The 15630-nt window shown below is 43.1% G+C and carries 12 protein-coding genes and 1 pseudogene; 1 reads left to right on the top strand and 12 read right to left on the bottom strand.

Annotation, left to right across the window (positions count from 1 at the left end; all coding sequences use genetic code 11):
- Positions 1 to 132 precede the first annotated feature (132 nt).
- Positions 133 to 1374, top strand: a complete 1242-nt coding sequence (locus tag J3369_RS10685) for an IS256 family transposase (RefSeq protein ID WP_502877436.1) — start codon at positions 133 to 135, stop codon at positions 1372 to 1374.
- Between the two features lie 401 nt (positions 1375 to 1775).
- Here the strand turns inward: J3369_RS10685 and J3369_RS10680 are convergent, their stop codons facing one another.
- The 12 genes and pseudogenes from J3369_RS10680 to J3369_RS10625 form a co-directional block, all read right to left on the bottom strand.
- A complete protein-coding gene (locus J3369_RS10680) occupies positions 1776 to 2090 on the bottom strand; it encodes a GIY-YIG nuclease family protein (protein WP_349586599.1) in 315 nt (104 codons plus the stop codon).
- A gap of 133 nt (positions 2091 to 2223) precedes the next feature.
- Positions 2224 to 3336: a DUF3800 domain-containing protein gene (locus J3369_RS10675; protein ID WP_349586596.1), complete on the bottom strand. Its 1113-nt coding sequence runs from the start codon at positions 3334 to 3336 to the stop codon at positions 2224 to 2226.
- Between the two features lie 999 nt (positions 3337 to 4335).
- Positions 4336 to 6684: a hypothetical protein gene (locus J3369_RS10670; RefSeq protein ID WP_349586594.1), complete on the bottom strand. Its 2349-nt coding sequence runs from the start codon at positions 6682 to 6684 to the stop codon at positions 4336 to 4338.
- Complete coding sequence (locus J3369_RS10665; RefSeq protein ID WP_349586591.1) at positions 6681 to 8372, bottom strand: hypothetical protein; 1692 nt, start codon at positions 8370 to 8372, stop codon at positions 6681 to 6683. Before J3369_RS10665 ends, J3369_RS10670 begins: the two co-directional genes overlap by 4 nt.
- Complete coding sequence (locus J3369_RS10660; protein WP_349586588.1) at positions 8356 to 9612, bottom strand: site-specific integrase; 1257 nt, start codon at positions 9610 to 9612, stop codon at positions 8356 to 8358. Before J3369_RS10660 ends, J3369_RS10665 begins: the two co-directional genes overlap by 17 nt.
- A gap of 164 nt (positions 9613 to 9776) precedes the next feature.
- Positions 9777 to 9953: pseudogene (locus J3369_RS10655) on the bottom strand (tRNA 2-thiocytidine(32) synthetase TtcA); the annotation flags it as partial.
- Between the two features lie 91 nt (positions 9954 to 10044).
- A complete protein-coding gene (gene uspE, locus J3369_RS10650; RefSeq protein WP_349586585.1) occupies positions 10045 to 10965 on the bottom strand; it encodes a universal stress protein UspE in 921 nt (306 codons plus the stop codon).
- Positions 10966 to 11068: 103 nt separating this feature from the next.
- The gene (fnr, locus tag J3369_RS10645; RefSeq protein ID WP_349586583.1) at positions 11069 to 11812 is read right to left on the bottom strand and encodes a fumarate/nitrate reduction transcriptional regulator Fnr; all 744 of its coding nucleotides are present in this window, start codon (positions 11810 to 11812) and stop codon (positions 11069 to 11071) included.
- Positions 11813 to 11833: 21 nt separating this feature from the next.
- Positions 11834 to 12502 (bottom strand): sulfite exporter TauE/SafE family protein, encoded by a 669-nt coding sequence (locus J3369_RS10640; protein WP_349586580.1) that lies wholly within the window; start codon positions 12500 to 12502, stop codon positions 11834 to 11836.
- Positions 12495 to 12686, bottom strand: a complete 192-nt coding sequence (gene ccoS, locus J3369_RS10635; protein WP_119501397.1) for a cbb3-type cytochrome oxidase assembly protein CcoS — start codon at positions 12684 to 12686, stop codon at positions 12495 to 12497. The genes J3369_RS10640 and ccoS overlap by 8 nt, the downstream gene beginning before the upstream one ends.
- Positions 12687 to 12690: 4 nt before the next feature.
- Positions 12691 to 15072, bottom strand: coding sequence for a heavy metal translocating P-type ATPase (locus J3369_RS10630; protein WP_349586577.1), 2382 nt, complete (start codon positions 15070 to 15072; stop codon positions 12691 to 12693).
- Positions 15069 to 15548: a FixH family protein gene (locus tag J3369_RS10625; RefSeq protein WP_349586574.1), complete on the bottom strand. Its 480-nt coding sequence runs from the start codon at positions 15546 to 15548 to the stop codon at positions 15069 to 15071. Before J3369_RS10625 ends, J3369_RS10630 begins: the two co-directional genes overlap by 4 nt.
- Positions 15549 to 15630 lie beyond the last annotated feature (82 nt).

Genomic DNA, 15630 nt, shown 5'->3' with positions numbered 1-15630 from the left:
TTGTACCAGGGGCTATATTCGTGGTTACGTTTTGCTGAGCTATGATGATTTCTGGTGTATGAGTTAAAAAGGTTGCGGTGATACCCTGTTGATTGATCTCGCCAGATCAGCAACCAAACAGAGGTACACCGCATGTCAGATAGTAAAATTATTCAACTTAATAAGCCAGCAGAAGATCCGTTACAGGAGGTCTTGCAGCGAGGTGCCAGAGAGCTTCTCGCCAAAGCTGTTGAAGCCGAAGTCAATGAACTGTTGGCGCAGTATTCGGCGCTTGAGGTTGACGGTAAAAAAGCCGTGGCACGCAATGGGCATTTACCTGAGAGAATGATACAAACCGGTCTAGGTGATATTCCGGTAAAAGTGCCTAAAGTGCGTGATCGCTCTGGGCAAGGAATTAAGTTTAATAGTGCGCTGGTGCCGCCCTATTTGAAGCGAACCAAGGCGATTGAAGAGTTTATTCCGTGGCTGTATTTGCGGGGGATTTCCACAGGCCAGATGCAGCCCGCATTGGAATCGCTCTTAGGTGAAGATGCCAAAGGGCTATCAGCGAATACGGTCAGTCGCCTCAAGCAGCAGTGGGAGCAGGATTACGATGTCTGGCGACAAAGGGACTTGAGCAAACGCCGTTATGTGTACATCTGGGCCGATGGCGTTTATAGCAACGTGCGCCTGGATGACAAGCTTTGTTTGTTAGTCATCATCGGCTCAGATGAGACAGGGCGTAAGGAAGTATTAGCCGTTATCGATGGGTATCGCGAGTCAGAAGCAAGCTGGTTGGAGGTGCTATCGCAGCTTGAAGCTCAGGGGGTGACAATACCGCCAAAGTTGGCAATCGGTGATGGTGCGCTGGGCTTTTGGAAAGCGCTGGCAAAGAAATGGCCTGAAACTGCCACACAGCGCTGCTGGGTGCACAAGACAGCTAACGTATTGAATAAAGTGCCTAAAGCGGTGCAGCCGAAGGTCAAGGAAGCCTTGCATGATATCTGGCAAGCGGAAACCAGAGACGCCGCCTATAAAGCGTTCGACAATACGCTAAAGCGGTTTGAAGGCAAGTATTATAGAGCCATGGAATGCTTAAAAAAAGACAAGATGAGCATGCTGGCGTTTTACGACTTTCCAGCTGAGCACTGGCAGCATATCCGCACGACGAATCCGATTGAATCGGTATTTGCCTCGGTGCGCTTGAGAACAACCAAGTCAAAGAGTTGTGGCAGTCGAAAAACAACGTTAGCCATGACTTACAAATTGATGACAACTGCCCAGAACAAATGGCGACGCCTAAGAGGATTTCGCTTGCTGGCAGATGTTATTAAAGGAATACCATTCAAGGACGGAGAAAGAGTGGGACAAGATCAAAAGCAGAGTGTCGCGTGATCTCCCATACACCAGATTTGACTATAGCTCATCAGCATGGTTGAAAGACCGTTGAGGTCTGTAGCAAGCAACAATGATAAAACGAATGTTGAGAATGACCTATCCACTGAAAACACAAAGTTTGAAAAGTGGAATTTGTATGGATCTTACAATCCTAAATACGTATCAATGCTTATCGAAATAGTAAGAGTTTTCAACAATTTCATCTTAACAGACGAAAAATCTATAAGAAACAAGAGGGGCTTAGATATAGCCCCAACGACACCTGCTCAGAAAATTGGGTTTGCCAATAAGCCTTTTGATATACATGATATTTTAGAATTTAGCGTCACCAATTCATTACTGCAATCTAATCTGGCAAGTATGAAATCGACAGCATGACATTATCTTTCAGTTCGAAATTATGTATTCACTTTAAGATTTTTACCCTTAAACTTAGGCCAGCGATTATAGCCGATATCAGGGTTATTTGATTGATAATGAATAATAAATTCTACTTCTTTTGCTGAAAGTTCGGCATCTGTGCAAGAGCTTGACTCCCACAGAATTTCCTTTCTTACTGTGTAATCTTTCTGCTGTTCCACAGGAAGCTTTCGAAAATCTTCATCGACTATAGACTTTGATGGACTACCGAAATATCTAAAACTTTCGTATGCAAGCTTGCCGATATAGATCTTGTTAGTTGCTAAATAAGTTATTTTATAAATTTGTTTCATATGGATATTAGGCTAACGGTCTTTCTTCGAAGATTCAAAATTAGGAATACGCTGAGTCCCCCACAGCGAATTCTTTCTAAGTCCAAACAGACTTGAGCTATGAGCCTCGTAATCTCATATGCTAACAAGGTTTTTACTTTTTAAGATTAAAGCTGATTGTCATATCGGATAAAACCTCTTCACTTTCAATATTAAGTGCTAGACGTTGAATCAGATAGTTAGCCACTTCATCCTTATCTCCAGTGGAACCTGGGTTATTAAGCTTTCTACCGATTGCCGAAGCTATTAAGTCTGCTATCTGAACAAACGTACTTTTCTGAGATGGAACGGTTGTGATGCTTTCAAGCTGTGTACCGTTAGCTACGGAGTGCTCTAACTTAGTTTTAACGCTTCCTTTTAATTCATCCAATGCAACCGCATCAAGAGAACTTTCATCATCTAAGGTAATTTTAATATGTGTATTTGGTGCGATTCGTTTGGATACAACTTCATGCTCAATGCCCTTATGCAGCAATAATTCATGAAGCTTGATTAGGGTTTCGGATTGGCTTCTTTTAACTTCAGAGTTTTTAACAGTTATGAATTTAAAGCCGAGATAGCTGGAATTATCGTGGATCAAATCAATTAAATCTTTAAATCTACTAACGTCACCGCTTTTCAGTTTTTTGAAGTGGATCTCCTTCCCTTTCCAGCCATTTTCAGATTTCCATGTATCTAGCTTTTGGGAGAAAATTGCAAGTTGATTCGCTTGAAGTACCCAAACGGAACCGATGACAAAATGATCTTGTGTTTTACCGCTTTCATCAGAAAAAACATGAACTTGCTTTATAGCAGAAACGCTATCAGAGCGCATTGTATCTACCATTGTTTCTTCGTTCTTCTTCCTTCGGTAACGAATTTCGTCTTTTGCCATAAAGAGTTTGTATTCATTCTGAATTTTAGCTCTTGCTCTAGTTATGTTGACTTGTCGTTCTAGCTTGAACAGATCTCTTTTACCAATAAATTCGCCATTGAAAATCGTATATTGATAAGTTTCCCAATACTTCAGGGCTAGTGTGATGTCGCTATTTCGGGTGTCTGGATAGATATTGAGTACATGAGCTACCTTAGTGATTAGCTCTTTAAAGTTACCTGAATCAAGGTTTTGTAGAAGTTTAGCTTTAGCTTTAGCAATTTTTGCAGCTTTAACAGGATCAAACTCATCATTGCTGTCTTCACTACTATCGTTCCTGACTTTATCATCCATGATAACCACCTAATTTAGCTTCTTTTTTTGTCATTTTTTAGCTTCCTTTCTTAATGCTGCAATTTTATTATTTTTTAAATTTGACATAGTTTTCGTTTGGTGTGACTATATCATTATATAAGTTTAGATTGCATCAGTAGATGTAGAAGAAAGCAGCGAAAAAATCCAACTAGACACAAAATAAAACTTATTAATCAAGGGTTTAGTCTAGTAAATATTTGGATGGTGACGCAAGCTATTGTATTGTATCAATATTTTTTAGAGAACTTATGTGGATCTCCCTCAACATATCAAAATTTCTATATATTTTTCATACGCATAAAAAAAACTGAGAGATTATTCATCCCTCAGTTTCCTACCAGCCTATATTAAAAGAGGAGTTTTTTATTAAGTCATATATCTGCGAAATAAGTGCAATATATTTTTTTGCAAACGAGTATGTATGGCCATGCAGCTAGCAAGACACGACAACGTCGATACACTTTATACTTCTGCAAGACAACAGCAATAAGTGGTACGCACGCCTTAAGTTGTTCAGCAAATGGCACTGCAAATTTACGAAGCAGTACGAGAAAGAAGAGGCTATGGCTGCAGCGAGATTGCTGCGCATGGAATGGAAAATAGAGGCAAAGACTGGAACTCTGACTAAGAGTAAGTCCGTCAAGACTGACGGAAGGCGCAAGCGGCGTTACTACCGCCATGCTCACAATGCTAAAAGCAAATAGTAGAACTGAGAAATCTTTCCCATTTTAGTAAATTCCCTGTATTCCGTTGTCTTCAAACTAACGCTTCCATCAAAGAAAGACCAAGCTGTCGCTGATATATCCAAACACTGAACCAATCGTACAGCTTCGAATTCAGTTTCGTTAATAAGAACTCGTCAGTTGCGCAATCGCTTACGCCTGCTTTTCGTTCGTAGCTAACTTTGGATTTGAAACAAGCTCATGTCCGTTTTACGTACGAAGTTACCGGTCGTGAGATGATGCAAGTATTGACGGGCTAATTTTCCAAGCCAAATTTGATAACGAGTGACTTCATACTGTCTGGTATTGATTCAACATCTTCCGAATATACTTCAAAGGCTTTAAGGAGCTCTTTTTCAGCAGGGAGAGTTAAGCGTTTTTCTTCGACGTGCTTTGTATCTAGATCCGTTATGAAAAAATACCTCCTATCAGACGAAACGCTGACCAGTTGACCAGGCCTATGCTCTTTAAGGATTACAATCAGTTGCTCAAGAAGTGAAACCCCTTGAGAGTGCTTAACCCACCAGTTTTTATTTGCTTGAGAAACAAATGATTCTTTTGATTGCCTTAATCTATTGAGCCTAACTAACTGAAATCTCAGATCGTGCTCTAAAACATTAATGGCAGACTCATCACCAGATACATAACACGCACTCTCGCACCCCAGACAGCCACTTAAAAAGTCATTGATATAATTACATGGAGTAACTGCCAATTCTTGGGCGCATACACCTGTTTCAGTCAAGCTGGCAGGCAAAATGTGTTTTGTTTGCAACTCTTCTGTTGTGATGACCCTAATGTCCTTTTTAGCGTCATTTAAATCGAGTGTAGCTACCAATCTGTCTGCTTTTTCTTTGTCTGAAGTGTGAATGTACTCAAGAGTTTGATTGATGGTCTTTCGACCTGACCAAGTGGCAATAACGTTGATTGGAATACCACCTTTTTCTGCCTGAGTATTCGCAAAATGTCTTAATGAATGAAGCCTAAGTTTCTGGTATCCAAATCCATATTTGTAAAATAGATTACAGTTCTGTTGCTTTTTGCTGGGATTCAGACGAGTTACAAAATAAGTCTTTATTTTAGAGAGTGAAAATATACTAAGAGGACTTCCTGCCATCCCTTTAGAAGAGCCAAAATTGTGCTTACCAGGAGATATACAAAATAGCGCACTTTCTAAATCTAATCCTGTTTCAGTATCTGTGTGACTTAGAGGAAAGGTTGGAATTATCTCTTTGATAATTCTAACAACAGATTCTTGCACATCTTTGACCGTTGCAATTAACGGTAGATTGAGTCTTTCGGAAAAGCTCTTGTTGAAGATGTCGCACATTAACAGCTTTTGAATAGAATATGGTGTCTTTCCAGATTGCCCTGTTAAGTTAAGCACTAAATCATCAGGACGGACTCGTCCAATGCTTTTACGGGTAACCATATCTGCTCTTTTAAGACGACGTTTTCTTTTGCTGCAATATCGTGGTAAGCCCCAGGACCAGCCTTTTACACTATTATTTGGGCAAATTCCATCACGACTATTTAGTATCTCAATTTCATAGGTTACTGGGTAGAAACCCAGTGCGTATGCTACAGTAAATAAGTTTGGAGGAAGGTGGAAATCCAGATTTTCCATTCTTTCTTTTTCAACTACAAACCCATTCATAATGGATTCCCATGTTTGATTCATGTTTTTTAGGTAGCGGATAAAGTGTCTTTCTGGTGCCAAGTATTTATAAAAAAAATTAATCGCTTTTTTAACTTGAGGTACCAACGCTTTTAATATGTGGTTTTGATTGTCTTGATACCCTTTGCTGCCTGGCCAATCAAGATAGTAGACTTCGTTTCCATTTTTTGGCTGGATTACTTTTAGCTGCTGATTTGCTAAAAGTGGTATTTCGCCATTTAGCCTGTTAGGGGATGCCAGCCCCAGAAGTGCGGCGGTTATGGTCAATGCATCAGGTATGTTTATACCTCCCTCAGAGTTAAGGTTACCGTCCTTGTCGACATCATGAAAGACTTTAGTAAATATGTCTCCAAGCGCATAAATCATTGACTCTGAAGTCATTTTTAAGTGCTTCTGGCTTCTTGTGAAAGTAGCGTCAGCTCCTCTTTCTCTATCTGTGTGGATAGGGCGCTGGGCTCCTGAAAGTAGCCTATGCCTTGCGCAAAAATCCCAAAAAATATTGGAGCCATTTATGCCGTTCCAAAAAGCTAGTGGGATGTTGTTTATGCCTCCAAGCTCTTCAGCCTTTGTAAGGATTTGAGCCGCTTTAGTAACTCTAAGCTGTTTCGAGTTGTTGACAATACTGGATAGTTGAACTTCTAATGCGTAGATTTTAAGGAGATATCCATATGGTTGACAGAGCATTTCAGATTCAATGTCTGCAGGCTTTCTGATAGCGCTATCTTTCGCAATTCTAGTGATGCCCTTCACAGCTTTAAGAAATATGTATCTGTGCGGTACACCAGTTTGAATATCTTTAATATACCAAACCGGATCTTCCCAACTCGCTGTATTACTATCGATTCCTTCAACATTTACAGGAAGTTGTTTAGGGTAGCTTTTAACAAAAACATTCAGATTGATTAGATATTTGTTTAAGTCTTTCACGACGTCTCCGACAGGCCATTTCGATAACGTTTGGTTTCATCACATACTGCTATCGTAAGCTTTATGAACGCTATGGCTTTCTCGATCCTATGTAAAGCGCCTGAATTAACACCATTTGATTGAAACCTAAGCATAAAATTACGTTTAGCCTCTGCACGCTCGAGAATCAATGAATGATCCGCATCTAAAAGTGGTCTAAAATTTGAGCAACCATAGCAAGGTATCGGTCTTACCAAACGCGTTTTATGTTGACAGGTTTGACAGGTTGGTGCGCTTTTCTCCACGCCTATAGCTACACCCACCTCATCTTCAATCAATAAGTCTGTGTGCTCTAATGTAGTAACCGGATTAAATGCTTCCCTGAGCAATTCATTTGCTCCATAATTTTTATCAATAAACTGCCTCTCCTTTAACCCGAGCTGTAAGTATGCTCTGGCATTAGGTATCGTGACATTCGTAATTTTAGAGATATCGGAAAGTGATCTCCCTTGTATGGCCGCATTACATAACCAAGTGTGTCTTAATCTATTGTTTGTGCCTTGCGCAGTTCCATGCCTTTCCGAGAAGCCTTTTCCAATTTGGGCTTCGTAGCTTTTGATGTTGCTCTCGGATTGATGAAAAATGCTGGAGTTTTCTTGCTTCATTGCGTTATAAACTTTTACATCAGTTAACTCTGCCGTGAAAAGCTCATGTGATGGAATAATAGGGCAGTGAAGTATTAAGCGTGACGCTTCAGAAGCATGGCCTTTTACTCCCAGTTGTTCAAGATGCAAAGATAATCCTTTTAGGTAAATGGCTCGAAAGTTTAAAATCAGTAATGAGCAAGATTCACTGATAGGTATTGTCCACCGCTCAGGTGTAGCCCTCCAACTATTATCACTCTTGTTTTGTTTTATTTTAAAGCACCTGAAGTGAAGCGACTTTACACCTATATACGTCGGTTCTGCATCAACATTAGTATCACGAAAAGAGGTTCCTACAGGCAAAACATCACTCCATTTCAGCATCGCTATCTGCCTGGGTCTTCTTGCTAGTTGTAGCATGAGGCGATACGCGACAACAGATTTAAAGTAACTAAATGCTCTCCTCTTTATTTGACCTCTGGGGCTGTTTCTTTGTTGATAGAAGGACAAGTCCGTTGGTGGAGTGGTCGGTAGTTCAGCGCACAATGTTCTTACATTGTGAAGCAAAGAATCGTATTCGTAGTCGGTGAGGCGTCCTTTGGTTGGATGCAAAGCGTTAAAAATTTGTTTGTGTTTATACTCCTTTGTAATCTCGTGATATTCCATCATGTGTTTGTGATTAAGTTTCTTTACAGCCGTGCTAATGAACCCCTTGAGAGTTTTTCTAGTCGAGCTTTTGAGTTCATTCCATTTAATCTTGAATTCGTCAATACTAACTTTGTCGTTTGGAAAAGCTTCGATTAAAGCGAATCGCTGAGTTGATACGGTGGCCGCAGTTTTTGTTTCTGCGTAATGAATCAGCGTATCAATTAAAGTATCTCTTAATATTGGGTTAAATTTAAATGAGTTAAGCCATCCGACATCAACTGTGTTCCCTTTGCCGATAGAAGAGAGTACCCACATATCGTCACTAGTCTTAACAAATAATCCAGATTGACTATAGAACTCAGTTGCAACATCTATCTCTGAATTAAAAGAAATCTGGTTTTTATTCTTTTGACCCATCAATCTTTTCCTGGTGTGTTGTCATTAGTTCGATTGCAATCAGTTGCTCATGTTTGTCATTATAAACTCTCCCCATTTGCGAATCAGGCGCATGACCCATCGCGTTTCTTCTGAGGTCTTCTGTGTATTCTCTATCTAACCCTTTTTTCTTTGCTATTTCACTTAATCGTTCATTCCATTTATGTCTTAAGAGGTGAGGGTGAATTTTGAAATTCAACGAAGTTGAGACTCGGGAGAACATGTAGTTAACCATTTCTCTTGTGATAGGTAATCCAGCAGTTCCGTGACTGTTTTTTTCTGCAACAAAGAGAAAATCATGCTTTTTGGAAGCAGTAAACTTATTTCTTACATGGCTGATATAAAACTCTATATCTTTCATTAAGCTTGGTTTGATTCCAGACATATGAGATCTTCCAGTTTTCTTGTCAGGTCTATTGATACGAGGGTCGCTCTTATCATCAGGAGAGGAGTACACTTTTATTTTGTTGTACTCATCATGAAATTGACAGTCTGATATCTTTATCTTACATACTTCACTTCGCCGAATACCTGCCTGTTCCATTATTGAAAGAATTAAATAATTTCTTAACTTAGAAGACTTGAATGGGTTGTTTACATTGCTTGGAATTATAATTTGTAGGAATTGCTGATAAATATCATTAGGAATGACGCTTTCCACTAATTCGACTGGCTGTGCTGAACTCTTCGTGTTCGTATAGCTCTCTTTAGCCTTTAACTTGCAACACATCGTTTCAAATGCATTGATGAGACCTTGCGGGGGAAACTGATCCCCATGAAAGTGACTGAACAAAAATTCTAGGTATTTTCTGAGCGTTCTAACTCGCCCAGAACGAGTCTCGACAGAGACTTTACAACTGTCATGGAGCGATGCAGCGATAGCGTTTCTGATATTTTTACTTTGAACGCTCGGAATTATAGATATCCTCTGCGTTCGCTCAAAAGAATCTTTCCTTAACATCATCTGGCCAAAGAATTTACTGATTTCAGTTGAAGACAATAGCGTTCCAGCAGCTATTCTTTTCTCCAAATCGATTCCATGTGATTCGAAGTATCCCAGCACAATTTTTAGTTCTTGAGCAATACGCTGTTTTGTAGAAAAAGACGCATTTAAAAAGACATCATAGATGAACGCATTTGCAAGCGGGTAAATCGGGATCTCATTCTCATCAACAAAAGCTACAAACCGTCTTGAACCAACAGGGTAAACACTTACTTTCATGGTTTACAGAATATATATAATTGTTAATGGGTAACTCAAAAGTTACCAAGCTTTACTAAAACATTCAAAGGATAATAGGATAAACCGTCAGAGTTTCTTCTAATGATGATTTAGAAAGAGCTTAAGAGGGGGATGTTGGTTTACAAAATATTTATTTATTATAATTTTCCGCCGGATAAGCACACCATGACCTTGTCGCCGTCTTCAATCATATTGAAGTCTTCGATGGCTTTGCCAACATGTCTGCGCAGTCTTTTCTGCAACTTGTTAAAGTTGTATTTTTGTTTACTTTGCGCACTGTGACTGGCGTTGTCAGATGGCGTAGATGTTACTTGATTCATGGCACTTCAGAACTGGCTGGAAAAATAAAAGTACCATTATACAAAAGCAGACGGAATGCTGCTACACAAGCAGCATTCCGTTATCGCGCATTTACTTAACCGGAGATGTAAACCCGTCAGGTTTAACCGCCAGGACATCGCAATTCAGGTTATCAATAACATGCTCTGCTGTATTGCCCAAAAAGGCGGCTGATATGCCTGTACGTCCCACGGTACCGATGACGACGAGTTCTGCATCCAGCTGTTCAGTCACTTTCGGGATGGCTATATCGGGTAATCCCTCGACAACATGGCAATTTGCTACGCCGATCCCAAATTTAGCGCTGTGGTTTTCCATTTCCTGAACATGATGATTGCGCACAGCATTATGATACGTCTCAGGATTGAAATCGGGGATCTCAATGGCGATATTCAGTGGGGCAGAAGGATAGGCATTAACCAGATGTACCTGACCGCTCAGTAACTCTGCATAATCCTTTGCGATACCGGTCAACTTGTCATTCAGTTGTGCATGTTCTTTGTCTTCTGTACCCACATTGACTGCCGCAACAATATTACCGTTTTCAGGCCAGGCATGGGCTTTGACAAGTAAAACCGGAGCCGGACATTTTCTCAGTAAGTGCCAGTCTGTTGGTGTAAAGAGCACTGATGCAAAATCATCGTGTTTGCGGGTAGCTTTAACGACCAGGTCAACCTGACGGTTAATGGTGTAGCGGGTAATGGCTTCGTAACGTTTATCACTCCACTCAACAGCAACCTTTACATCATAATCATCGTAGCGGGTCAGATTTTTTTCTGCCCAGGCAATGCGGTCTTTGGTTACCGCATCACGCATGGCTTCACGCTCACTGCGGGTGAGCATTGTTGTCATGTCATAAGAAAAGTCGTATACAACAAGCAGTGCGTGTACTTCTGCACCGGTTTTACGGGCAATTTCGATGGCTCTTGAAAGGGCAGGTTGTTCAGGGTTGTCGGCCTGAACGACGGCGAGAATACGTTTGCAGGTGATCATGGCGTCTCTCCTTATTGATGAAGACAATAAATACTGCCTTCATCTTTAGTATAAGACTTACAGCAGGAGAGACCTTGTTTCAGATCAATATTTCAACGGGATCTTAATCCACGCAAAGAGTAGGAATGTCCATAGAGTGCAGCTTTTTATCCATAGCCGCAAAATCCAGAACAGTAATGAGCTTCGCGTCTACTTTGATAATGCCTTCTTTCTGGAAGCGAGTCAGCAAGCGGCTGATCGTTTCTACCGTTAAACCGAGATAATTACCGATTTCGTTGCGGGTCATACTCAGATTGAACTGACGGTGAGAAAAACCCCGTTCTTCAAACCGACCGGACAGATGGGCGATAAAATAAATCAGACGTTCTTCTGCCGTCCGTTTATTCAGCAGCATCATCATTTCGTGATCCTGCTTAATTTCAGCACTCATAAAACGCATGATCTGATGGCGCAATTTCGGGAATTGCTCAGACATTTTTTCAAGAGTGGAATAGGGAAGCTCGCACACCATAGCCGTTTCCAGTGCCTGAGTGTAACTCTGGTGAGTGTCGTCACGTAAACCGTCAAAACCGATAATATCGCCCGGGAAGTGGAAACTGATAATTTGCTCTTCGCCTTCTCTATCGGTGACAAAAGACTTAAATGAACCTGCCCGCACAGCGTACAGAGAGGTAAATTTATCGCCAGCTTCTACCAGGGTGTCGTGTTTATGCAAAGGCTTTTTGCGTTCAATGATGTCATCCAGTGACTCAATCTCAGTTTTGTTGAGGGCCACGGGCAGACACAGATGGCTGAAACTGCAATTCTGGCAGTGTATAGAAAAATCCGAACGTTTTTGCATGCTCACTTTCCGCTGTTTGCGATAATTCTAATGTATATTACTTAAAGCCTGCCACAACAGCAATAATGCGTACAACAGCAAACTCAAAGCAATGATTTGACGTAATACGGGTTGTCTGAAACCTGAGGAAAGCCAGTCTGCACCTGCCCGGACAGCCAGCAACGCCGGTAGCGTTCCTAAACCAAAACCGGCCATGATTACAGCACCGGATATTGCCGTCCCTGAAGCCAGTGCCCATGTCAGGGTGGAATAAACCAGTCCACAGGGCAACCATCCCCAAATCATACCATAGGGAAAGGCGCTAATAGGAGACCTGAAAGGTAAAAACCGTTTCGACAGCGGCTGAATTCTCTGCCAGAGTTTACTGCCGAGGGCTTCAACAGCGGTCAGGCCACGCCACCAGTTACCCAGATAACAGGCCATAGCAATCAGCATAATGCCACTGATGACGGCGAGTACAGGGCCGGTCACCGGTACAGCTTCTTTTGCTATCTGTCCGATACCGCCGGTAACAGCGCCGGCAAGTATGTAGCTGAATATACGACCAAAGTTGTAGCTAAGCGCATAGGGTAAAGGCGATGAGCCTGCCGGCGTGGCGGCAGACAGTGCCAGCGATACGCCGCCGCACATTCCCACACAATGAACGCCTCCGCCCAGCCCGACCAGCAAGGCAGAAAAAAACGACAGATCACTCATTGAGTTTTTTTCGTTCTTCAGCCAGTTTTTTTTCTTCAGGAGATAAATCATCATCGAAAAGAATACTGTAGCCCTGGCGATCCAGGTCTTCAAACTGGTTCGATTTTACTGCCCAAAAAAATACGCCGATGGCAATGGCCACAATGATCACAGCAAGGGGAATCAGGACGTAAATTATACTCATAGCGTTACTTTAACAGTCTCGTCGAATTTGTTACTACCAGAATACTACTCAGGCTCATACCAATCACCGCCATCCACGGCGTCAGGATGCCGGACACTGCAAACGGCAGGATAACCAGATTGTAGCCTATAGCCCATCCCATATTCTGCCTGACTGTCGCTTTTACTCTTCTGGCCATAAAAGTAAGGTGTCCGAGTACAGCCAGCTTATCATTTAATAAAATCACATCCGCGGCACTTTTTGCGATATCCGTGGCATTACCCACGGCAATGCCAACATCAGCGGCAGTCATCACCGGCGCGTCGTTAATACCATCACCCAGCATCATCACATGACGGCCCTGCCGCTGAAGGGCTGTCACGGCGTTTAATTTATCTTCAGGGCTGTTCCCGCCTGTGGCTTTGTCTACGGGTAAATTCGCTGCAATGTCGTCAACATTTTGCTGAATATCGCCACTCAGAATTATCCGCTCCAGTTGCGCTAGTTTGCTCAGGCTGTCTGCGGCATCCGCTTTAATTTTATCTGCTACACGAAAGGCGGCAACGGGCACACCGTTTTCGGTAAGAAACACGTTAGCGGGAAAGGGCGACAGGCCGGCATCAACACCGGTGAAAGAAGCCGAACCGGCTTTATAACTGCGGCCATTGCATTGCGCGCTGATACCCATTCCGGCCACAACGTCAACTTGGCTCAGAATTAATGCCTGATTGTTATCAGAAACAAAGGCAGCGGCAACCGGATGTTCTGAGCGGGACTCTATTGCCCCCATCAAAGCACGGATTTCATTTTCCCGTGCCGGCTCAGCAAACCAGCTGTTTATCTGAGCAAACTTTCCTTCGGTCAGTGTTCCGGTTTTATCCAGCACCAGGGTATCTACGTGGTTGATTTGCTCCAGTGCATCGGCTCTTTTCAATAAAATGCCATGCCGGTTAAGGTTTGCCATTGCGCAGGTGAGGGCAGATGGCGTAGCCAGCCCCAGCGCACAGGGGCAGGTTGCTACCAGTACTGCGATGCTGATCCAAAAGGCATTATCATTACCCTGCCAGTGCCAGTAAGCCCATGAGGATGCAGCCGTAATCAGTACTACGGCGACAAAATAACTGGAAAAACGGTCAGCCATAAGAGCGACCCGGGGCTTTGCAGCCATAGCGGTGGATTGCAGACGGATGATCTGATTTACCAGCGCAAATTTTAACGCCCTGGTTACCGTTATCGTTATCACGCCGGTGCGGTTTACCGTACCCCCGAACACCGCATCGCCAATTTGTTTGCTCACCGGATTAAACTCGCCGGTAAGCATTGATTCATCGGTTTCACTGATACCGTCAGTCACGATACCGTCTACGGGAATGGTCTCTCCGGCTTTGACCACAACAACATCGCCGGTTTTGAGCGATTTCGCCAGTACCTGTGTTAAGGTGTTATCCGCAGCCACCTGATTAGCGGTTACCGGAATATACTGCAACATATTCGCTGAGATCTGCGCGGCGCGGTGCCTGCTCCGGTGTTCCAGAAAACGACTCAGTAAAAGCAGGAAAATAAACATGCAAACTGATTCAAAATACACTTCGCCGCGACCGGTAACCGTTGCAAACAGACCGGACAGCCAGGTGCCCAACACTGCAATACTCACCGGTACATCCATATTCACGGTCCGGGCTGACAGAGCCTTAAGTGCGCCAACGTAAAACGTACTGCCGGAATACAGCACCACCGGTGTGGTCAGAACCAGCGCTATCCAGTGAAAATAAGACCGTGTCTGTGCTTCCATTGCATCGAACAAATCAAAATACAGGGCTGCCGCCAGCATCATTACCTGCATGGTCATCAGACCTGCGAGGCCGAGTTTTTTCAAAAAGCGCTTATCTTCCGCTTTGTATGAAGCTTCATGCTGGTCCGGTTGAAACGGCAGCGCCGGGTAACCAATACGCCGTAGCGTAGCCATGATGCTGCTGAGCGATACTGCCTCAGGTTGCCATATAACCACTGCGCGTCGCTGTGCTACATTCACCGCAATCTGGCTGACACCGGTGATCCGCGACAATTGCTTTTCAATCAGCCAGCCGCAGGCCGCACAGGTTATGCCTTCAAGAGTTAGCTCAATATGCTTGTTATTACCGTTATCAACGACGAACTCTTCCTGTAAGGCAGGCTCGTCATAGACAGACAGTTTATCCAGTGTTTCGCTTAATGCTGCATCACCTCTAGAGGCCGGTTCAGTGCGGAAGCGGTAATAGTCTTCCAGTCCGTTCCCGGTGATGGCCTGAGCCACGGCCTGACAGCCCGGACAGCAAAAATGGCGTTCCTGCCCGAGCACAAATGCAGTAAACGGCTTACCGGGTATATTAGGCTCGCCACAGTGGTAACAAGAAGAGTCGTCGCTCACGGGTTAAACTTAATGATACCGGAGGCCGGTAATTGGAGTGTATTCTGGATTTTCCATTCTTCATCCAGCGGTGTGAGTGAAACGCGCCATTTACCCGACAAAACGGTATCCGTTGTGCCGCGGTACACGCCACCGGCATCGCGGGTAAGTAATAATTCGGTATCCAGTGATTCCAGGGTTACGTGGAAAAAGGTCAGTTTCAATGCGGCACCGGATTGGGGAATACCGGAATGAAACTTCAGCGCGACGCGGTTTTCTTCAATGGTGAGATCGGTGGTGATATTCAGCTTTTTCGCCCGTTCGACTTTGTCCAGACGCACATTGATGGCTTTTCCTTCTTTGTAATAGTCGTCAATGACCAGGCTGTCTTCACCGGAAGTGGCAAAATGGATGAGAAAACCACTCATAATGACTGTCAGCACAGGTACCGTGATCAGGAACCAGGGCCAGAATTGTTTATACCAAGGCGTCTGCATATCACCACTTATTTATCTGCGCACAACTGAAGGTGCAAGATTACAGGAAATGAAACTTACTATGATGATTTCCATCAAGTTC

It is taken from the genome of Alteromonas sp. NFXS44 (genome assembly GCF_040148705.1).
Taxonomy (GTDB): Bacteria; Pseudomonadota; Gammaproteobacteria; order Enterobacterales; family Alteromonadaceae; genus Alteromonas.
The sequence above is the reverse complement of the archived record's forward strand: the minus strand, read 5'-3'. Positions and strand labels throughout refer to the sequence as shown.